Source organism: Brucella pecoris (assembly GCF_006376675.1).
Taxonomy (GTDB): Bacteria; Pseudomonadota; Alphaproteobacteria; order Rhizobiales; family Rhizobiaceae; genus Brucella; species Brucella pecoris.
This window is the reverse complement of sequence record NZ_VEWK01000011.1, coordinates 19,088-38,811: the sequence shown is the minus strand read 5'-3', so window position 1 is coordinate 38,811 and position 19,724 is coordinate 19,088. Positions and strand designations below refer to the sequence as shown.

Genomic DNA, 19,724 nt, shown 5'->3' with positions numbered 1-19,724 from the left:
ATTCAAACGGCAAGCAATGCCAGCGCAACAGGATCCTGTCCAAGATGCTCGGCAACGGCCCGGATAACCAGATTATGGTCTTCGCGCTGCGGCAGCCCCGATACGATTACGGCGCCGATCACACCTGCCCCGGCAACGCGGATCGGAAATCCGCCGCCCGCCAGCGCGTAGTCCTCAACATTCAACGCCTTATGGGGAGCGAACATGCGGTCGTCGCGATTCTGTTCCAGAACAAGACGATAAGTTGAGGTGTGAAAGCGGCGCACGACATTGAACTTGCGACGTAGCCATTCCTGATTATCCACAGTGCTTCCAGCAGTCGTCGCATAAAACAACTGCCGGTCCCACAGTGAGATTTCGATGGCGATGCCGAGCTTTTCCTTCACGGCGATGTCGCGAATACGATGACCGAGTGCAAATGCTTCGTTCTCGTCAAACGACGAAAAAATAAGCGCCTGTTCCTGTCGGATGATCTGCGCAATCGCCTGCTTGTTGTCGTCGCCCTGTGCCATTTTCTGCATTTCCCCGATGACTTGAACGAAATCTGTGTGTTCCTTGTGCGCTTTCGATCACGCGATTGCAATGAGGGTTATCCGCCATCAAACTTGATTGATCGGACGCAAGCGGCTAGTGGGAGCCTTATGGTTCAGAACCCCAATATAGATGTGCCTCTGAAAGGCGATCAAATACCGGAATTTGTCGAGACCGCCGTGTTCAAGCGCGACGTGTTTTCAGAAACGCATGCTGGCTATTTCACAGGCGACCCCGATACCCGCATCATCCGTCGCGTCGTGAGCGCTGCTCCCTGGTGGTCGAGACCGCTCGCGTGGATACTGGCCCGGCGAGAAATCCGCGGCCTCAAGACAGTGCGCGGCATTGAAGGTGTCCCGCAGCTCCTCGCCACCGACAAGGATGGACTGTATCGATCCTGGACGGAGGGAACACCGCTGCATCTTGCGCGCCCCTCCGATCCGAAATGGTATCGCACCGCGCACCGTATCCTGCGCGACATGCGCCGCCTTGGCGTTACCCACAACGATCTTGCCAAGCCGCAGAACTGGCTGATGACGCCCGAAGGCGAAGCGGCAGTCATCGATTTCCAGCTTGCAAGCGTTCATCGTCGTCGTGGCGCCCTCTATCGACTGATGGCCTATGAGGATTTCCGCCACCTCATCAAGCAGAAGCGGGCTTTCGCAAAAGACCTGATGACGCCAACGGAAAAGCGCATTCTGGCGCGCCGCTCCCTGCCGTCGCGCATCTGGCTGGCCACAGGCAAGAAAGTCTACAACTTCATCACGCGCGGCATTTTTAGCTGGTCGGATGGTGAAGGCACCGGCGACCGGATCGACAATGAAGGGCCTGCAATTCAGGCCGCGCTCAAATCCGACCCGCGTGTCACGGATATAGCGCTCGCGCTCTATTCCCTGCCCGCCAAGGGCGTTGGCATCTACGCTTTCGTGGAAACGCTCAACGCCGACGAAAAAAGCCTTCGCGCAAGGCTCAAAGGACAGAAAGTCGAACTGATCCAGCCGGTTGCCCACCTGCCACGGCGAGCCGACGGGACTATACGCGACGACATTCTGCGGCTGATTGCGATGAACCAGATGACGGAACTCGACGATCTCCTACAGCGCGAACCGGAACTGCGCGGTCTTGTGGAGGCACTGGCCTCGCATCGCCTGAACTTTACGGATCGTCGCGTCACTCAATTAGAGTAGTCGAATATTTTAACCCTTTCGCTGGTCTTTCAGCCACGAATCATTACATTCGGGTCAAATGTCTGACTTTCCCGACGATATGCCGTTTTTCGGCGATGACGAAGCTCCGGCAGGCCGCGCACCTGCTCCCGGAAGCATTGCCGCACGTGCCATGGCGGCACGCAACCAGCAGCGTGACGAGCCCGATTATCTGAAAGGGCTGAATCCCGAACAGCGTCAGGCCGTCCTGACCACCGAGGGCCCCGTTCTGGTGCTTGCGGGCGCTGGCACCGGCAAGACCCGCGTTCTGACTACCCGCATCGCCCACATCATCACCACTGGCCTTGCCTATCCAAGCCAGATTCTCGCTGTAACGTTTACGAACAAGGCCGCGCGCGAAATGAAAGAGCGTATCGGCCATCTGGTCGGCGGCGCAGTGGAAGGTATGCCGTGGCTCGGCACGTTCCACTCCATCGGCGTGAAATTGCTGCGCCGCCATGCGGAACTGGTCAATCTCACATCCGATTTCACCATCCTTGATACGGACGATGTGATCCGGCTGATCAAGCAACTCATTCAGGCGGAAGGTCTGGATGACAAGCGCTGGCCCGCCCGCACCTTCGCCAATATGATCGACGGCTGGAAGAACAAGGGCTTTGGCCCCTCCGACATTCCGGAAGGCGACGCACGCTCGTTTGGCAACGGCAAAGGTCGCGAGCTCTATCAGGCCTATCAGGAGCGCCTGCGCACGCTGAATGCTTGCGACTTCGGCGATCTTCTGCTGCATCCGATCCGCATCTTCCGCAATCATCCCGATATCCTGCGCGAATATCACGCCAAGTTCCGCTACATTCTCGTGGACGAATATCAGGATACCAACACAGCCCAATATCTCTGGCTGCGCCTACTGGCACAGCGACCAAAATCACGAACGACCGCACCAGCGCCCTATCCGACCGAAGGTCGGCAAGCCCGACCGGGCGTCGCGCCTGATGGCGCGCCCCCGCGGAGCGAGCCGCGCAGCGGCGACAGCGTGAGCGAAAACAAAGTGAACTTGTGTTGCGTTGGTGATGACGACCAGTCGATCTATGGCTGGCGCGGAGCCGAGGTGGACAACATTTTACGCTTCGATAAGGATTTTCCAGGCGCAGTCGTGATTAAGCTTGAGCGCAACTACCGCTCGACCGCACATATTCTGGGTACCGCAGCCCATTTGATCGCACATAATGAAGGTCGCCTCGGCAAGACGCTTTTCACAGAAGCGCCAAATCCCGACGATCCGAAAGTCAAAATCCACGCCGCATGGGATTCAGAAGAGGAAGCCCGTGCTGTTGGCGAGGCCATCGAACAGGCCCAGCGTCAGGGGCACCTCCTCAACAACATGGCGATCCTCGTCCGTGCCTCCTTCCAGATGCGCGAGTTCGAAGATCGCTTTGTCACGCTCGGCCTTAACTACCGTGTCATCGGCGGACCGCGTTTCTATGAGCGCCTCGAAATCCGCGATGCGATGGCATATCTGCGCGTCGTCGCACAACCGGCAGACGATCTGGCACTGGAGCGCATCATCAACACGCCAAAGCGTGGTCTGGGTGAAGCGGCTATCCGGCAAATCCACGATTATGCGCGCGCACGCGACATTTCCATGTTCGCCGCTGCCTGCGATCTCATCGAAACGGAAGAACTGAAGCCGAAGCCACGCTCCGCCCTGCGCGAAGTGGTCGAGAATTTCCTGCGCTGGCAGTCCTTGATCGACAACACGCCGCATACGGAACTGGCCGAAACCATTCTGGATGAATCCGGCTATACGGCCATGTGGCAGAACGACAAATCGGCGGAAGCACCGGGCCGACTTGAAAACCTCAAGGAACTGATCCGTTCCATGGAGGAATATGAAAGCCTGCGTGGATTCCTCGAGCACGTCGCGCTCGTCATGGATGCCGAGAAGAACGAAGATATGGATGCCGTCAATATCATGACGCTGCATTCAGCCAAAGGTCTGGAATTTGAAACCGTCTTCCTGCCTGGCTGGGAAGAAGGTCTGTTTCCGCACCAGCGCGCACTCGATGAAGGCGGACGTTCCGGCCTTGAGGAAGAACGCCGCCTCGCCTATGTCGGCGTGACACGTGCCAAAAAAAACCTGCATATCTGGTTCGTTTCCAACCGGCGCATCCACGGCATGTGGCAATCGACCATTCCGTCCCGTTTTCTGGAAGAACTGCCGGAAGCCCATGTGGAAGTGGCTGAACTGGAAGGCAATTACGGTGGTTATGGCGGCGGCTATGGACAGTCTCGCTTTGACAAGGCTGACCCGTTCCAGAACTCTTATTCGACGCCCGGCTGGCAGCGTGCGCAGCAGAACCGTTCCGACGCCACGCGCAACAACTGGGGCTCGCGCTCCGGTAGCCGCGTTGAACGCATCGGCTATGGCGAGACCGATTCAGGTTTCGGAGCCGGGCGAGGTTCCGTGAAGGGACGCACGATTGACGGTGAACTGGTAGCGAAATCAGTGGCCGACAAACCATCGGCCTTCAAGCCCGGCGACCGTGTGTTCCATCTGAAGTTCGGCAATGGCAAAATCTCCGCCATCGACGGCAACAAGCTGACAATCGATTTCGATAAAGCAGGACAGAAACGTGTTCTCGATAGTTTCGTCCAGCCGATCTAATTCCCACATTTTCAACCAAACATCAGGCAGCCGGATTATTCCGGCTTGCCCTTCGCCCACGTAACATCGCCCTTATAGAGCGGCACGGTTGAAAGCGAAGTCTTCGCTGAACCGTCCTGAACCTGTGTCGCATGAGCAAGATAAAGCAACGTATTATTTGTCTTGTCATAAATGCGGGTGATGACAAGCTTCTTCCAGATCAGACTGGTACGCTCGGAGAAAACCCGTTCTCCACCCTTGCCGAGATTGATATCAGCGATTGTGATCGGCCCTGTCTGTTCGCATGAGATGGAAGCATTGGACGGGTCCTCGAACCAGTTGCCTTTTTGCAGCCGGTCGATCATGCCGCGCGAGAACGACGCCAGATGACAGGTTACGCCCTGCACTTTCGGGTCCTGGACCGCATCGATGACGATATCGTTTCCAAGCCAGTCGACGCCAACCTTGCCGACTTCTTCGGCAGCGGCTGCCGAAGCAGCAACGATCAGCATGGGAGCAAGCAAACAACCGGCAAAGCGCTTCAGTCCAACCATATCTTCCAGCCTCCAGAACTGTTGTTATGCGAAGGTGGGCAACCAATTACGGCTTTGCAAGAGCCAGATTTAGCATGCGCATCCTGTCCGAAAACCGCTTCACACTTTTCGGGATGCGCTTTAGCCGCTCCACTTTTCAAGAAATGCTTCGATTTCCAGCGTCTGAATATCGGGAACCGCTTCATAGAGCTTTTCTACCGACCAATTCCACCATGCGAGCTCCAACAGTCGATCAATGATCGCATTATCGAAGCGCTTCCGGATAAAGCGAGCGGGAACGCCGCCGACCACGTGATAAGGTGGCACGTCCTTCGTTACGACCGCATTCGCGCCAATCACAGCACCATGAGCGATCTGAACGCCCGGTGTGATGACCGCACCATGGCCGATCCATACATCGTTGCCGATGACCACACGCTGTTCCTGACGCCTTGCCCGGAACTCTCCATCAACGCCTAGATAGCGAAAATACTCATTCGGCCGATAGCTGACCTTATGCGTCGTCAGCCGTTCCATCGGATGTTCGAGCGCGTTGATGCGGACATTCGCGGCAATGGAACAGAACTTGCCGATTTCGGCGTAGATCCCCTCACCGTTACGCTCGAAATAGGTGAAGTCACCGACTGTGACGTCACGAAGAATCACGCGCTCACCAATGTCGGCATACCGCCCCAGCTTGACGGATTTCAACTGAGCCGTGGAATGAATGCGCGGTTCGCTGTTCTGGAAACGAAGATCACCGGACGACGTCATTGCAAATTCACCCCAAGCTTTCCTGCAGCACAGTCAGCTCTGGAACGAACTGCCTAAGCCGCTTCCTGCGAACCATCTTCCTCGCCGGAAAGATAATCCTTGATAACATTCGGCAGAACATCGTCAAACTTTGCAATGAGTGTCTGGTGAATTTGGGCACGGAACGCGGGATCGAAACGCTCAAACCCCTGCACACAGCCGAAGGGCGCTGATCCCGCTTCGATTGCTTGCAGTTCTTCCGCCCAACGCTTCTCCTGAACAAAATCCAGATAAGCCAGTTCTCTTGCCGGGCGAACGGAGGCTTTGTGCCGTAAAATCTCGAGATGATTGGCGAGAGCAACCGTGTTGAACTGCTCGATATCACGATACCGGAAACTGACCTGCTTATTCAGAACATCGGGTTTCTCGGCGAAGAAAGCCGCCAGCGTACTGCGTCGCAGCGGATGCGGGTGATGATGGATCGACATGAAGCGGTCCTTCATGCCAGCAGCAGCAGCGCCTTTCCATTGGGCCAGCCGGAATTTCGGGAACGTGTACTCGTACCGCGATATCTTCCCGAGCAAACGACGCAGCTTGTATTTCCAGCGAGTATTCTCAGGCCGCACCCAATCGCCGTGCAGGACAGGACCTTCGTTCTCAAAAAGATCGGATACCGTCAGTGGAGCATTCACGAAGAAATCGTCGTTGGAATAAATGAAATGCTCCGACAATCCGGGTATCCGCCACATCGCACCTTCGATGGTCCGAGCGTTGAACGACGGGCGGGCAGCCGGCAAGCCTTCAAAAATGTCATCATGCGATACGATCTGGATAAAGGAAGAATCGCATTTTCCCTCATTTTTGAAGGCATCAAGAAAGCGGGGCTTCTGGTGATCAGTGATAATGAAAATGCGTTTGATGAACGGCGCAAATTTGATGACGGAAGCGATGTTGTAGTAAATCTCGCCATTATCGAGATAACGTTCGCTCGTTACAGCCTCAAAATGTGTACGATCGGAATCCGGTGCGAATTTTTTTCTGGCAGCCATATGCGCAGGGTCCTGCCCATCGACCCATGCGATTACGTAATCGACGTCCACTATAAATCTCACAATAAATTGCAGTTTTATGATGGAAATATATCAGTTCAGTCGAGCTTGCAAAATGAAAGAATGGAGAACTCGTTCAACTTTGGTCGCCCGCAAACCGCAATGAACTTGCAGTTTCTGCAAGGCATGGTTATCCACCAGGCGACCAGCGACAAATAGTCAAAAGTTTCAGAAATTATTGAAAATTGAATAAATGGCCGTACATTAAGGCGCATTCCGAAAACCGTGAAACAGTTTCCGGATAAGATGTGCGTCAAAACAAATAGTTAGAGTACTCTTCATGATGGCAGAATGCGGCTATATCGACAGTTCTGCAGCGCATAAAGAAAAGATAGGTTGTCGAGCAGCGCAGCAAAGGCGCGTTCGGAAATTCAAGGCTGACTGGACATGAAAAAATTTCTGCCCATCTTCATCATCGCCTTTATCGTCGTCATAGTCGGCGCTGCAGGTCTCAACCTTTTCCGCGATAAGCAGGCGGCGAAAGAACCCTTCGGCGGTCCGCTCAACCTCGTGACCATGGACGGCACACCTTTCACCGAAAAGGACCTGCGCGCTGCGCCCGCAGCCATCTTCTTCGGTTTCACCCATTGCCCGGACGTCTGCCCGACCACGCTCTATGAGCTTGATGGCTGGCTGAAGCAGCTTGGACCGGAAGCCAGTGACATCAAGGCTTATTTCATCACCGTCGACCCGGAACGCGATACGCAGGAAGTCATGAAGACCTATGTGAGCAATGTTTCCGATCGCATCATCGGCGTCACCGGCACGCCGCAGAATATTGCTGATATGGTCAAGTCCTACCACGTCTATGCCAAGAAGGTTCCGGGCGAAGACGGCGAATATACGATGGATCATACGGCATCGGTATTTCTGCTCGACAAGGGCGGTCGCTTCCGCAGCACCATCGCCTATCAGGAAAACCCGGATACGGCTCTGGAAAAGTTGAAGAATCTGGCCAAAGCCGCTGCAAACGGCTAAGTAAAGGCTCCGAAGCATTTCCAGCAGAGAGCTTTTTACTTCATGGCCCAGTCACGACTTTTCTTTTCGGCGGATAAGGCGGAAGCCGAGCGCGTCTACAACATTCTCGAACAGGCTTTCGAGGAAGACGGCTTCCCCATCGCTATCACCGAGATCGATGAAGATCGGCAGATTTTCGAGGTGTCGGTTTATGTCGAAGACGATGCCGAAGATGTCGCCAGACGAATCGATGTTCTGGTGGGGCCAAATATTTTCGCAGTTGAGGAACTGCCTGACATCGACTGGGTCACACATTCGCTGGAAGGGCTGAAACCAGTGAGAGCCGGACATTTCTTCGTCCACGGCTCACACGACCGCGACAAGATTGAAGCGGGCGACATCCCCATTGAAATCGATGCCGGTCTTGCTTTCGGTACCGGCCATCACGGTACGACAGCGGGCTGCCTCGAACTGATCGAGGAAACCGTCACCGGCGAACACCCGACCAATGCGCTCGACCTTGGCACTGGCAGCGCAGTTCTTGCCATCGCCATCGCCAAGCTTGCCCCGATTCCGGTATTGGCCACGGATATTGATCCCATTGCCGTCACGGTGGCTGCCGAGAATGCCGCCAAAAACGGTGTGGCAGAACATATCGTCACAGCAACGGCAGAAGGTTTCGGCCACTCGATCTTCCGTTCCTATTCGCCATTCGACCTGATCGTCGCCAACATTCTCGCCAATCCGCTTATCGAGCTAGCGCCTTCCCTCAAAGAGCATTTGGCATCCGGTGGTTCCATCATTCTTTCGGGAATACTTGACAGTCAGCATGATGCGGTGCTCGCTGCCTATCAGGCACAGGGACTCACCCATCAAAAGACGTTGCATCGCGAAGGCTGGGTGGCAATTCATCTGAAATAACAGGCCGTATAGATCACGGCATATTCCTGTTTTGAGCGAGTTACACCTATGGCTTTTCAGAATTTCGACGTCACCACAAATCCAGCCAACGGCGGCCCACGCGTTGCAAAATTACGTGCGAAGATGGCTGAACTTGGCCTCGATGGCTTTCTGGTTCCCAGGGCGGACGAACATCAGGGCGAATATGTTCCGCCCCATGCACAACGTCTCGCCTGGCTGACCGGGTTCACCGGATCGGCCGGTGCCGCGCTCATCCTCAAGAATAGTGCCTACATCTTCGTTGATGGACGTTATGAGCTACAGGTCCGCGCCCAAACCGATCCAAAGATCTTTTCCTATGAAAGCCTTGTCACAAATCCTCCCGCTTCCTGGCTGGCGGAAAACGGCAAGAGCCTGAATATCGGCTTCGATCCTTGGCTCCATACCATTTCGGAGGCCCGCAGCTTACGCGATGCGCTCGAAAACCACGGTGGGCAGCTCATTCCCGTGGAAATCAATCTTGTCGATTCTGTTTGGGACGACCAACCTGAAGTGCCGACGGCAGAAATCACGATCCAGCCAGCTCGCTTCTCAGGCCATGAAGCAGAAGACAAGATCAAGGAAATGCAGGCAGCAGTTGCGGCAAGCGGTGCCAGCGCGACTGTCCTGACCGACCCGTCTTCAGTCGCATGGGTGTTCAATATCCGCGGCAAGGACGTATCCAACACGCCGCTTCCGCTGAGCTTTGCCATCATTCCTGCAAAGGGTGAGCCAGAGCTTTTCATCGATGAGCGCAAGCTCTCCATCGAACCGCGTGCCTATCTGACCCAGCTTGCCAAGCTCTCGGCGCCTGCCGATCTGGAAGGGCATCTCAGCGCTCGCGCAGCCAAGGGCGAAGCTATTCTTCTCGACCCGATTCTCGCGGCCGAAAAACTTCGCCTCATTGTCACCAGCGCAGGCGGCAGCGTGATCGAAGGCAAAGACCCTGCCCGTATTCCACGCGCAATCAAGAACAAGGCCGAGCTTGACGGCTCGCGCTCTGCCCATGAGCGCGACGGCGTGGCGATGGTCAATTTCCTCTCATGGATCGACGCCCAGAAGCCCGGCACAATCGATGAAATCAGCGCAGCGCAGAAGCTGGAAGAATCGCGTGCCAATGCCGGGCGCGACTTCCAGATGCCGCTGGAAGACATATCTTTTGATACGATCTCGGGGGCAGGCCCAAATGGCGCAATTATCCATTATCGCGTCAATACGGATACCAACCGAACGCTTGAAGACGGCGAGCTTTATCTGGTCGATTCCGGCGCACAATATCGCGACGGCACCACCGACATCACACGCACCGTCCCCATCGGCAAGGTAACGCCAGAGACGATCAGGGCTTTCACGCTCGTATTGAAAGGTGTGATTGCGATCACGACTGCCCGCTTCCCGAAAGGCACACGCGGGCAGGATATCGACGTTCTGGCGCGTATCGCACTATGGAAGCATGGTTTCGACTATGCGCACGGAACCGGCCACGGCGTCGGCTCTTATCTGTCGGTGCACGAAGGCCCGCAGAGCATTTCGAAAAAGGGCGCGCAGGAACTATTGCCGGGCATGATCCTTTCCAACGAACCGGGCTATTACAAACCCGATTCGTTCGGCATTCGCATCGAGAACCTCATTATCGTCACAGAACCGGAAGTGCCCGAAGGCGGCGACCTTCCGATGATGGGTTTCGAAACACTGACTTTCTGTCCTATCGACCGACGCCTGATCGACAAGTCACTTTTCACGCAGGAGGAAATCGACTGGCTGAACAGCTACCATGCCAGCGTGTGCGAGAAACTGTCAGGCCATCTCAAGGACACTGAACGCAAATGGCTCGAAGCGGCAACCGCGCCGCTTTGATAATGCATTCACACGGTGAAATGGCGTAGCGCGATCAAAAGCGCTACGCCTGCAAAGAACATGGTCATCATGCTGAGCCGCAGCGAAAGCACGATACAGACCGCAAGCACGAGCAGTTCGCGCCAGCCGTGATCCGAAGCAGGTGCGGCCACAATGGCCGTCAAAACGGCCGCAGGCACGGCGTTGAGCGCCGCTTCCACCCGATAATGCACCCGGCTGAACCTGGATAGGACCAGATGCCCGCCAATACGGGTGAGGTAAGTGCAGAGCGCGCCTGCAAGAATGATCCAGATCGTAGTGGACATTTACGCCTCCCCTTCGCGTGGCTTGGCAATAATCGCCGCAAGCACAATGCCGCCGAGTGCGCCCAGTGACACGTGCCAGGGAGACCCTACGAGCTTGTAGGCGGCCACTGCTGAAATCGCACTGACGATGACGACCGGCAGCCAGTTCTGCCGATGGCGGAAGCTCATCACCATGCCAAGAAAATAGATCGGCAACAGAAAATCGATGCCGAAGGCATAGGGGTTTGTGATCAGATTGCCGAACAGCCCACCGATCAGCGCTTCGAGAACCCAGGTCAAATAGAATGTGAGCCCGATGGCCATATACCAGACGAAGGTGACCGGCTTTCCGGCTTCCGCCCGCTGTTCCACTTCCGCATACTGGATGTCCACCAGAACGAAAAAGGCGAGCGCCTTCTGCCAAAGCTTGAAGTGACGGATACGCCGGCCCGTGGTCGCCGAGTAAAGGACATGCCGGAAATTGACGGCGAAGATCGACATGACGATCATCCACGGCGCGATATTCTGCCCGAAAAGATCAAGTCCGACCATCTGGCTGGCACCGGCATAGATGATGGAGCTCATGAATACCGCTTCGGCGAGCGACAATCCGTTATCGACTGCAAGCGCGCCGAACAGCAGGCCAAAAGGTGCCCCGGCAACGACAAGCGGAAGCCCGCGCCGGACACCGTCAATAATATCGGCGCGCGCTGAAGCCCTTACGGGCCGAAAAGTCTGATCCACGAATATTCACTCCTCCGAATGAAGAGTAACTAGGAAATTCTACGGCCTGTTGGAATATGATTTCCCAAAAAATCATACTATTAAACAGCGATGCCGCATTTGCGCATCACTCATAAATCCTGCTGATGTATTCATGAACGATCATGATTGTTGCGGAACGGTCTTTTCGATTTTGTGCATCCAGTCCACAAGCGGGCGAGCCCGTTCGGTAAAGTCGACAAGACGATCTGCCAGATCGGCACGGGTAATCGTTTCAGGATCGATTTCGATTCGCACAGAAAAATGCCGATTGCGAATTGCTTCCAGCAGATCATCATCGGTCACGGCCTCGAAACCACGTGGCGTGCGTTTCAGCCGGTCATAATCACTGATTTTCAAACCGTTTTTCTTGAGTTTCGCGACCATGGCGCGAAATTCTTCCGGCTTCTCGGCAATAGAAGTGCGTATGGCCAGAAGCAGTTCTTTTTTCGGCCCCCACCACGCAACACAAGCGTAGCAATCGCGGACACCCGGCAGGCCGATGCAGACATAGAAGCACCCGCTCTCATCCCATTTCGTGCCAGATTGCGACAACAGTGCAGACAGGTGGCGGTTATAGGGTGCCTTGTCCTTGGAAAACCGCGTATCGCGTTTGATACGGAACTGCGATTTCACCCGGTCGCCCTTGAACGGCAGACCGGCCTTTTCGAAACGACCAGTCAGTTCGTCCACAAGATCGCCAAGCGGCTCCTTCAATTGCTGTTCGAAAAGATCTTTGTTCTCAACGAACCATTCGCGATTCTGGTGAAAATCCAGAGCTTTCAGAAACGGGATCGCTTTCTCACCAAATCCGCTGAACGGGGCCATTATTCTTCTCCGACCAATGTGAACCAGGCGTCTTCATCGATGACTTCGATGCCTAACTCGGATGCCTTGGCGAGTTTGGAACCGGCTCCCGGTCCGGCCACCACGAGATCGGTCTTCTTCGATACCGACCCGGCTGTCTTTGCCCCATAGCGCTCGGCCATGGCCTTTGCCTCATCGCGCGACATACGTTCCAGACTGCCGGTAAATACGACCGTCTTGCCCTCGACCGGCGAACCGGTGGCAACACGTGCCTCCTCATCGAGCGGTGTTACTTCGGCAAGAAGAGCTGCCAGTACTTGCACGTTATGCGGCTCCGCATAGAAATCCACGACCGCTTCGGCAACGATGGAACCGATGCCTTCAACCGCAATCAGCTCCTGCCAGGCTTCATTGCCCTTGTCGGTACGGTCGCCTTCTTTCGGCGGCACAGCCTCCAGCGCAGCTTTTTCAAACGCCGCGTAAGATAGATAGGCGCGCGCAAAACGCTTGGCATTCACCTCGCCAACATGACGGATACCCAGGCCAAACAGAAAGCGATGCAGGGCAATCTCGCGCCGGTCATTGATCGCATCGTAAAGCTTCTTCACGGAAGTCACGCCGAAGCCTTCGATGTTCTCGAGTTTCTTCAGAGGCGATTCGGCCTGTCGTTTTTGCAGCGTGAAGATATCGGCAGGCGATTTGATCTTCAGGCTGTCATCTTCGGCATGGAAAAAGAACTCGACCTGTTTTTCACCAAGACCTTCAATATCGAACGCATTGCGCGATACGAAATGGCGAATGCGCTCAACTGCCTGTGCAGCGCAGGTCAGACCGCCGGTGCAGCGATAAACCGCCTCGCCCTCTTCGCGCACGGCATGGCTGCCACAGACCGGGCATTCATGGGGGAAATGGAAAGGCACAGCATCATCCGGGCGCTTCTCCAGCACAACATCGACAATCTGGGGGATGACATCGCCTGCACGCTGCACGATGACCGTATCGCCAACGCGAATGTCATGCTCATCCGCGCGAATACGCTCACCCTTAAGGCCGATACCCTTGATGTAGTCCTCGTTGTGCAGCGTCGCATTCGTGACGACCACCCCACCAACAGTGATCGGCTCCAGTCGCGCTACCGGCGTCAACGCACCGGTACGTCCGACCTGAATGTCGATTTTCAGAAGCTTTGTAAAAGCCTGTTCTGCCGGAAACTTATGCGCAATTGCCCATCGCGGGCTGCGCGAGCGGAAACCAAGCCGTGTCTGCAGATCGAGCCGATCAACCTTATAAACGACACCATCAATGTCATAATCGAGTTCGGCGCGCTCAAGACCGATGGCACGGTAATGCGCGAGCAATTCGTCTGCACCGTGAAGTCGCTTCGTCAACGGATTGACGGGGAACCCCCATTCACGGAAAATCTCAACCATGCCATGCTGCGTATCGGCAGGCATGTCCGACATTTCACCCCAGGCATAGGCAAAGAATTTCAGTTTGCGGCTCGCCGTCACCTTGGCGTCGAGCTGGCGGAGCGAACCTGCTGCCGTGTTGCGCGGGTTCACATAAGTCTGCTTGCCTTCGGCCGCCATCTGCTCGTTGAGCGCGAGGAAGTCGCTCTTGGCCATATAGACTTCGCCGCGCACTTCAACCACAGAAGGCGCTCCAGCCGGAAGTCTGTTCGGAATTTCGGCGATAGTGCGGATATTCGCCGTCACATTCTCACCGGTCGTACCGTCCCCGCGCGTCGCACCGCTAACCAGAATTCCGTTCTCATAACGGATCGACATGGAGAGTCCGTCGATCTTCGGTTCAGCGGTAAAGGCGATGGAATTATCCGGTAGATGCCCCAGGAAGCGATAGACACTGCCCACGAAATCGCGGACGTCCTCGTCCGAAAACGCATTGCCCAGCGAAAGCATCGGGCGCGCATGGACAATCTGCGCAAATTTGGAAATCGGCGCAGTGCCGACCCGTAAGGACGGGCTGTCTGCTCGTACCAGATGCGGAAAACGCGCTTCAATCGCATCGTTGCGCCGCTTCAACGCGTCATATTCGGCATCCGAAATCTCTGGCCGATCATTGGCATGATAAAGCTCATCATGATGAGCAATTTCACGCGCCAGTCGTTCCAGTTCAGAAGCAGCTTCTGGTTCGGTCAGTTTTTCGACGGGAATATCGGACATAAGCGGAGCAAAACCTGCTGATTCAATTTTGCTCAACATAACCAAGAAATGGCATCGCGCCTATATCGGCCCGACATTACGAACATGCAAATCCCCAGACAGCGTCGTGTCAGGAGACGAGTGCACTATTTCTTTGTTTGTACGCATTATCCGACGCAAAACCGCTTCGCACTTTTGCTGGAAATGCTCAATTCTCGGCCAGTAACCGCTCAGCAGCGGCACGCGCTTCATCGGTGATGCTGGCACCGGCCAGCATACGGGCAATCTCTTCCTGCCGCTCATCGACCCCGATGGATCGGATCGAGGTCGCCATCCGGTCTTTATGGGTTGCCGATTTGGCAATCAGGAAATGTGTGGAGGCACGGGCTGCCACCTGCGGCGCATGCGTGACCGAAAGGACCTGCACGCGACCGGAGAGCCGTGCAAGGCGCTGCCCGATGGCATCTGCCACCGCACCGCCCACGCCGGTATCGATTTCATCGAATACGAGCGTCGGGGCCGAACCGCGATCCGCAAGCGCCACCTTCAGCGCCAGAAGGAAACGCGACAGCTCACCGCCCGAAGCAACCTTCATCATCGGACCAGCCCTTGTGCCCGGATTGGTCCGCACCCAGTATTCAACCGTATCGATGCCTTCCGCCGCCCGCGCTTGCGCATCAGTCGTCATTTCAACGATGAATTCAGCACGCTCAAGCTTCAGTGCCGGCAGTTCGGCCATTACGGCGGCCTTTAGATGCTCCGCCGTCTCCTTGCGTAAACCGGAAAGCTTGGCCGCCGCAGTGTCATAGGCCGCCCGCATTTCGCTCGCCTGACTTTCAAGCTGGATGAGCTTTTCCGCCCCGGCATCGAGATCGGCAAGATCGGCATCCATCTTGTCACGCAGCGCAGGCAATCCCTCCACCGCGACAGAATATTTGCGTGCGGCAGCGCGCAAAGCAAAGAGCCGCTCCTCCACCTGTTCCAGCACGCGCGGATCGAAATCGATCTCGCGCATGGCATAATCTATGCCGTCCTGCGCAAGAGCCAGACTGTTAAGCGCCTCATCGATTGCCTTGCAAACCGGCTCCAGAAGATGCGGTGCCTCCGGAATCTTGCGCTCCAGACGGCGCACGAGGCTCGCCAGCGTCGGTACAGGTGATCCCTGCCCCGACAGCAACTCGCCAGCTTCGTTCACGTCACCGGCGATCTTTTCGGATTTCATCATGATTGCGCGACGTTCGGCGAGCTCTTCTTCTTCGCCGGGCTGCGGATCGAGCTTGGTCAGTTCTTCAACCGAAGAACGCAGGTAATCGCCTTCGCGCTCGGCCTGCTCGACGCGGGCGCGATGCTTGGCAAGTGCGGTTTCCGCATCGCGCCAGGCTTTATGGCGCTCGCGAACCACTGCGGCCTCTTGCTCGAGACCACCAAAAGCATCCAGCAATGTACGGTGAAGATCAGTATCGATCAGCGCACGGTCGTCATGCTGGCCATGAATTTCGACCAGCCTGCGTCCGAGATCGCGAAGAAGCGCGACACTCGCCGCCTGATCGTTAATGAAGACGCGCGTGCGACCATCGCCCATCTGCAAACGACGCAGAATAACGTCGCCATCGTCGTCAAAACCATTTTCGCGAAGAAAAAGTCGGGCCGGATGACCACCCGGCACATCGAATACCGCTGTGACCTGCCCCTGATCGGCACCATGACGCACGAGGGAGGCATCGCCGCGTGCACCAAGCGCCAGCGAAAGCGAATCAAGCAGGATAGACTTGCCCGCTCCGGTTTCGCCGGTAAGCACGGACAAGCCTGTCTTGAACTCGATGTCGAGCCTTTCAATCAGAACAATATCGCGGATCGACAGGTGCGACAGCATGTGACAATCAGCTTATGAGCCGCCGCCGGTGATGAGCGACGAAGCCTTGGCCAGCCATGAATTGCCGTTCTCGCGCGGCTGAAGACCGCCGCTCTGCAGAAGCTTGTAGCTGTCCTTGTACCATTGGCTGTCCGGATAGTTCTTGCCGAGTACCGAGGCGGCCATCTGGGCTTCCGACGTCAGACCAAGTGCGTAATAGGCTTCGACGAGGCGAGCGAGCGCTTCTTCTACCTGACGGGTGTTGGAATATTCCTCCACGACGCCGCGGAAGCGCTTGATAGCTGCCAGATATTCCTTGCGTTCCAGATAATAGCGGCCAACCTGCATTTCCTTGCCGGCGAGCTGGTCGCGGGCGAAGCGAATCTTGGCTTTGGCATCATCCGTATATTCGGAATCCGGAAAGCGATCGACGACTTCCTGCATCGCAGCGATTGCGCGGCGGCTTGCAGCCTGGTCACGGGTCACGTCAGGGATCTGGCGGAAGTAGGAAAGACCGATGATGTAGTAGGCATAAGCGGATTCAGGCGAAGTCGGGTAAAGCGTGTTGTAACGCTTCGCCATCGAGATCGCTTCTTCGTAATTGCCCTTGCGGTAGTTGGTGAAGGCAGCCATCACGAGCGACTTGCGTGCCCATTCCGTGTAGGGATGCTGGCGGTCGACGGCGGCGAACTTCTTCGCAGCTTCATCGAGGCGGCCTGCATCCAGATTGGCGAGGCCTTCATTGTAGAGTTTGTCGGCTGGATCGATCGTCTCGACATATTTGGTGAGATCGATGTCGTCGTCCTTGCTGGCACAACCGGCGAGCGGGATAAGAACGGCGATAGCGCCAGTCAGCAGCGCGGTTTTCGTCACACCCTTGAATTTGAAACTCGTCATGCGGTCTCCGGCCTTCTGGCAGCGTCATTCCTGTTTGGAGTTGCGTGCTTCTAACACTGCACGGCGGCTCCATCCATACAAATCATTCAGCTTCAGCGAATGTACGAACATAGCTGACGCTGTTTTGGCCGTCCATAAACCACATGCGAGAGAAATCGGCAATCGCCTAGTGGTCTGAAATGCGCCGGACGGCGTATCGAAACGCGTAACCAGTGTGAATTGTCCCCGGTATTGACCACCCGTATGGGTAGATACTCCCCGATCAATCCACCGCAGACACGGCGCACCGACTCAATTGCGAGGTGAACCGGCGAACACGGCCCAATTAAGGCCATGCGCCGATACACACTTATTTCTTGGCTGATTTTAGAGCATAATCCGACCAGAGTGAAACGAGGATCGATAAGATTATGCTTGAAATAGAAGAAGTTAGAGCGCCCATGGAGCGGCGATATTCGGCTTCACAGTAACGAAATCCGACGCCCTGGAATTCCGACGGACACCGGAAGCCTCAACAATGTCGAATGCAGTCTTGTCCGACAGCAGCGCCTTCACCGTTTCGGCGTTCAGTCTGTGACCGCTGCGATAAGAGCGGAAACAGCCGATGAACGGAAGTCCGGCCAGAGCCAGATCACCGACAGCATCGAGTGTCTTGTGGCGAACGAACTCATCCTTGAAACGCAGGCCACCCGGATTGATAACCGAGTTATCGTCACCGATGACAAGCGAATTGTCGAGCGAAGAGCCAAGCGCATGGCCCGAAGCCCATAGACGTTCCACATCCTTCATGAAACCGAACGTGCGCGCGGTGGAAAGCTCCTTGCGAAAGGCCGCTTCATCCACGTCATCAGCAAATTTCTGCCGCCCGATCAGCGGGCACTCGAAGTCGATTTCGACCTCAAATCGTGTACCGGCGAATGGACGGAACTCCCCCCAGGAACCTCCGGCCTCAACCCGAACCGTTTTCAGAATGCGGATAAAGCGGCGCTTTGCTTCCTGCGTGACGATACCCGCCTCATCGAAAGCTTCGATAAAGCGCGCAGAAGTACCGTCGAGAATGGGAACTTCCGGGCCATCGACTTCCACGACAAGGTTGTCGATGCCCAATGCGGCGATTGCCGCCATCAGGTGTTCGACCGTATCAATCTTGGATTCTTTCGGCCCAAGCGATGTGCAGAGATCCGTTGCACCGATCTGCGAAACGTGGGCGCGTACCTCTGGTGCGCTGCCCTTCATGTCGGAACGCTGGAAGACAATGCCCGTATCAGCATCGGCTGGAAAAAATGTCGCCGAAGCCGGAGCTCCGCCATGAACGCCAACGCCTGAAAGCGTGACCGCACGACCAATTGTCTTTTGATAAGCGCTCAAGACAGTTCCAATCTGCTGAATAAAATGGATGCAGGCCGTTCAAACAAAATTTCAACACAGCCCATTTTGCAATTCTTTGCGTCTATATGGATAGATATAGCTAAAATTGCGACAGGGAATACAGGGGTTTCACAAACTTGTGCTGCCCGAACCATATCCCGTTTCGATTAAAATAATAATTTGCGTGACTTGAACAAAATCACGCTTTTTAACGCCACATTACAAAAAGCGTGGCATTCAGCCTTTCAGAGCCTCAAAAGTGAATATTTCGCTGTCCGGGGTAATGGCGCCATCGCGCTCATATCCGGCGTGCACCTTCAAGGATTGGAAACCGGCGGCACGCAGAGCAAGTTCCATTTCCCCTATACCCCAGAAACGGAGGGTAAAGGTTTCGATTTCGGTGTTGAGGAGCTTGCCGTTGTTCCACTGTTCATAACGTAGCAGGGAGGTCGTCGTCTGGTTTGCAAAATCTGTCTCCAGCCGCTCTTCCTGCAACGTCAGCATATCGTCGCCGTCCTCCCAATGCCGCATCGCGTCCGCGGGAGCACTGAGCCAGCGGATGGAATCCAGATCGAGAATGAGGCGTCCACCCACATTCAACACATCATGGAACCGGCGCAGAACCGCGAGGGCTTCTTTTGTGTCGGTCACGAGTTGGATCGAGCCAGCGGGAACGATGACGGCAGAAAATGTTCTGTCGAATGTGAAATCGGAAAAGCTTTGCTGACTGAGATTGGCCTTCAAGCCGCGCGTGCTACAGGCGGTCTCGCAATAGGCAAGCATTTCTGGCGAAGTATCAAAGCCGTACACCTCAAACCCCGCTTCGAGTAGCGAAACGAGCATACGCCCATTGCCGACCGCAGGTTCCAGAACAGGGCCGGAAGCGCTGCCCAGCAAATCACGATAAAGTTCGACATCGCCGAAAGAACGCCCCACGGGCTTGTCCAGATGATAGACCCAGGCAGCAAGATTTCCATAACGATTGTTCATTTACTCCGCCCCGCTTCATCGCCGTTTATCAGTTCAAGACAGAGCGGCAATCCAAAATGCCTTACCTTCATACAAGACGGCTCCCGAAAAGCAAAAAAGCCCGCCTGTTTCAG

At 55.6% G+C, this 19,724-nt stretch carries 17 protein-coding genes; 5 read left to right on the top strand and 12 right to left on the bottom strand.

Annotation, left to right across the window (positions count from 1 at the left end):
- Window positions 1–2: 2 nt before the first annotated feature.
- Window positions 3–512 carry a heme-degrading domain-containing protein gene (locus tag FIB18_RS18480; protein WP_140022098.1) on the bottom strand — a complete coding sequence of 170 codons (510 nt, stop codon included), beginning with the start codon at window positions 510–512 and terminating at the stop codon, window positions 3–5.
- Window positions 513–641: 129 nt separating this feature from the next.
- Between FIB18_RS18480 and FIB18_RS18475 the strand changes: the two genes are divergently transcribed.
- Together FIB18_RS18475 and FIB18_RS18470 are read left to right on the top strand one after the other, a co-directional pair.
- Window positions 642–1,718: a serine/threonine protein kinase gene (locus FIB18_RS18475; protein ID WP_140022097.1), complete on the top strand. Its 1,077-nt coding sequence runs from the start codon at window positions 642–644 to the stop codon at window positions 1,716–1,718.
- 58 nt (window positions 1,719–1,776) lie between these two features.
- Window positions 1,777–4,362 carry an ATP-dependent helicase gene (locus FIB18_RS18470; RefSeq protein ID WP_140022096.1) on the top strand — a complete coding sequence of 862 codons (2,586 nt, stop codon included), beginning with the start codon at window positions 1,777–1,779 and terminating at the stop codon, window positions 4,360–4,362.
- 35 nt (window positions 4,363–4,397) lie between these two features.
- Here FIB18_RS18470 and FIB18_RS18465 read toward each other — a convergent pair whose 3' ends face one another.
- From FIB18_RS18465 to FIB18_RS18455, 3 genes are all read right to left on the bottom strand, one after another.
- A complete protein-coding gene (locus tag FIB18_RS18465; protein ID WP_140022095.1) occupies window positions 4,398–4,895 on the bottom strand; it encodes a CreA family protein in 498 nt (165 codons plus the stop codon).
- Between the two features lie 120 nt (window positions 4,896–5,015).
- Window positions 5,016–5,648 carry a DapH/DapD/GlmU-related protein gene (locus FIB18_RS18460; protein WP_140022094.1) on the bottom strand — a complete coding sequence of 211 codons (633 nt, stop codon included), beginning with the start codon at window positions 5,646–5,648 and terminating at the stop codon, window positions 5,016–5,018.
- 53 nt (window positions 5,649–5,701) lie between these two features.
- Window positions 5,702–6,676, bottom strand: a complete 975-nt coding sequence (locus FIB18_RS18455; RefSeq protein ID WP_174977456.1) for a hypothetical protein — start codon at window positions 6,674–6,676, stop codon at window positions 5,702–5,704.
- A gap of 447 nt (window positions 6,677–7,123) precedes the next feature.
- Here FIB18_RS18455 and FIB18_RS18450 point away from each other — a divergent pair, with 447 nt between their 5' ends.
- From FIB18_RS18450 to FIB18_RS18440, 3 genes are read left to right on the top strand one after another with little or no spacing between them, the layout of a single operon-like run.
- Window positions 7,124–7,714: an SCO family protein gene (locus FIB18_RS18450; RefSeq protein ID WP_140022092.1), complete on the top strand. Its 591-nt coding sequence runs from the start codon at window positions 7,124–7,126 to the stop codon at window positions 7,712–7,714.
- A gap of 42 nt (window positions 7,715–7,756) precedes the next feature.
- Entirely contained in the window at window positions 7,757–8,614 is an 858-nt protein-coding gene (locus FIB18_RS18445; RefSeq protein WP_140022091.1) for a 50S ribosomal protein L11 methyltransferase, read from the top strand.
- A 48-nt stretch (window positions 8,615–8,662) separates the two neighbouring features.
- Window positions 8,663–10,489: an aminopeptidase P family protein gene (locus FIB18_RS18440; protein ID WP_140022090.1), complete on the top strand. Its 1,827-nt coding sequence runs from the start codon at window positions 8,663–8,665 to the stop codon at window positions 10,487–10,489.
- Window positions 10,490–10,497: 8 nt separating this feature from the next.
- Here the strand turns inward: FIB18_RS18440 and FIB18_RS18435 are convergent, their stop codons facing one another.
- The 8 genes from FIB18_RS18435 to FIB18_RS18390 form a co-directional block, all read right to left on the bottom strand.
- Window positions 10,498–10,794 (bottom strand): AzlD family protein, encoded by a 297-nt coding sequence (locus tag FIB18_RS18435; protein ID WP_010659742.1) that lies wholly within the window; start codon window positions 10,792–10,794, stop codon window positions 10,498–10,500.
- A complete protein-coding gene (locus FIB18_RS18430; RefSeq protein ID WP_140022089.1) occupies window positions 10,795–11,517 on the bottom strand; it encodes an AzlC family ABC transporter permease in 723 nt (240 codons plus the stop codon). It lies immediately after the preceding gene.
- A 141-nt stretch (window positions 11,518–11,658) separates the two neighbouring features.
- Window positions 11,659–12,363, bottom strand: coding sequence for a DUF2461 domain-containing protein (locus FIB18_RS18425; RefSeq protein ID WP_140022088.1), 705 nt, complete (start codon window positions 12,361–12,363; stop codon window positions 11,659–11,661).
- Window positions 12,363–14,525 carry an NAD-dependent DNA ligase LigA gene (ligA, locus tag FIB18_RS18420; RefSeq protein ID WP_140022087.1) on the bottom strand — a complete coding sequence of 721 codons (2,163 nt, stop codon included), beginning with the start codon at window positions 14,523–14,525 and terminating at the stop codon, window positions 12,363–12,365. Before ligA ends, FIB18_RS18425 begins: the two co-directional genes overlap by 1 nt.
- 187 nt (window positions 14,526–14,712) lie before the next feature.
- Window positions 14,713–16,377 (bottom strand): DNA repair protein RecN, encoded by a 1,665-nt coding sequence (recN, locus tag FIB18_RS18410; protein WP_140022085.1) that lies wholly within the window; start codon window positions 16,375–16,377, stop codon window positions 14,713–14,715.
- Window positions 16,378–16,389: 12 nt separating this feature from the next.
- Complete coding sequence (locus FIB18_RS18405) at window positions 16,390–17,253, bottom strand: outer membrane protein assembly factor BamD (RefSeq protein ID WP_140022084.1); 864 nt, start codon at window positions 17,251–17,253, stop codon at window positions 16,390–16,392.
- A 429-nt stretch (window positions 17,254–17,682) separates the two neighbouring features.
- Window positions 17,683–18,621, bottom strand: a complete 939-nt coding sequence (gene lpxC, locus FIB18_RS18395; protein ID WP_140022083.1) for a UDP-3-O-acyl-N-acetylglucosamine deacetylase — start codon at window positions 18,619–18,621, stop codon at window positions 17,683–17,685.
- Between the two features lie 237 nt (window positions 18,622–18,858).
- Complete coding sequence (locus tag FIB18_RS18390) at window positions 18,859–19,611, bottom strand: class I SAM-dependent methyltransferase (protein WP_140022082.1); 753 nt, start codon at window positions 19,609–19,611, stop codon at window positions 18,859–18,861.
- Window positions 19,612–19,724 lie beyond the last annotated feature (113 nt).

Excerpts from the sequence above, each read along its gene's own strand:
- FIB18_RS18475 (WP_140022097.1), top strand. The coding sequence starts at position 642 with ATGGTTCAGAACCCCAATATAGATGTGCCTCTGAAAGGCGATCAAATA.
- ligA (WP_140022087.1), bottom strand. The coding sequence starts at position 14,525 with ATGTCCGATATTCCCGTCGAAAAACTGACCGAACCAGAAGCTGCTTCT.
- FIB18_RS18405 (WP_140022084.1), bottom strand. The coding sequence starts at position 17,253 with ATGACGAGTTTCAAATTCAAGGGTGTGACGAAAACCGCGCTGCTGACT.
- FIB18_RS18480 (WP_140022098.1), bottom strand. The coding sequence starts at position 512 with ATGGCACAGGGCGACGACAACAAGCAGGCGATTGCGCAGATCATCCGA.
- FIB18_RS18470 (WP_140022096.1), top strand. The coding sequence starts at position 1,777 with ATGTCTGACTTTCCCGACGATATGCCGTTTTTCGGCGATGACGAAGCT.
- FIB18_RS18445 (WP_140022091.1), top strand. The coding sequence starts at position 7,757 with ATGGCCCAGTCACGACTTTTCTTTTCGGCGGATAAGGCGGAAGCCGAG.
- FIB18_RS18390 (WP_140022082.1), bottom strand. The coding sequence starts at position 19,611 with ATGAACAATCGTTATGGAAATCTTGCTGCCTGGGTCTATCATCTGGAC.
- recN (WP_140022085.1), bottom strand. The coding sequence starts at position 16,377 with ATGCTGTCGCACCTGTCGATCCGCGATATTGTTCTGATTGAAAGGCTC.
- FIB18_RS18455 (WP_174977456.1), bottom strand. The coding sequence starts at position 6,676 with ATGGCTGCCAGAAAAAAATTCGCACCGGATTCCGATCGTACACATTTT.
- FIB18_RS18425 (WP_140022088.1), bottom strand. The coding sequence starts at position 12,363 with ATGGCCCCGTTCAGCGGATTTGGTGAGAAAGCGATCCCGTTTCTGAAA.
- FIB18_RS18450 (WP_140022092.1), top strand. The coding sequence starts at position 7,124 with ATGAAAAAATTTCTGCCCATCTTCATCATCGCCTTTATCGTCGTCATA.
- FIB18_RS18460 (WP_140022094.1), bottom strand. The coding sequence starts at position 5,648 with ATGACGTCGTCCGGTGATCTTCGTTTCCAGAACAGCGAACCGCGCATT.
- FIB18_RS18465 (WP_140022095.1), bottom strand. The coding sequence starts at position 4,895 with ATGGTTGGACTGAAGCGCTTTGCCGGTTGTTTGCTTGCTCCCATGCTG.
- FIB18_RS18435 (WP_010659742.1), bottom strand. The coding sequence starts at position 10,794 with ATGTCCACTACGATCTGGATCATTCTTGCAGGCGCGCTCTGCACTTAC.
- FIB18_RS18440 (WP_140022090.1), top strand. The coding sequence starts at position 8,663 with ATGGCTTTTCAGAATTTCGACGTCACCACAAATCCAGCCAACGGCGGC.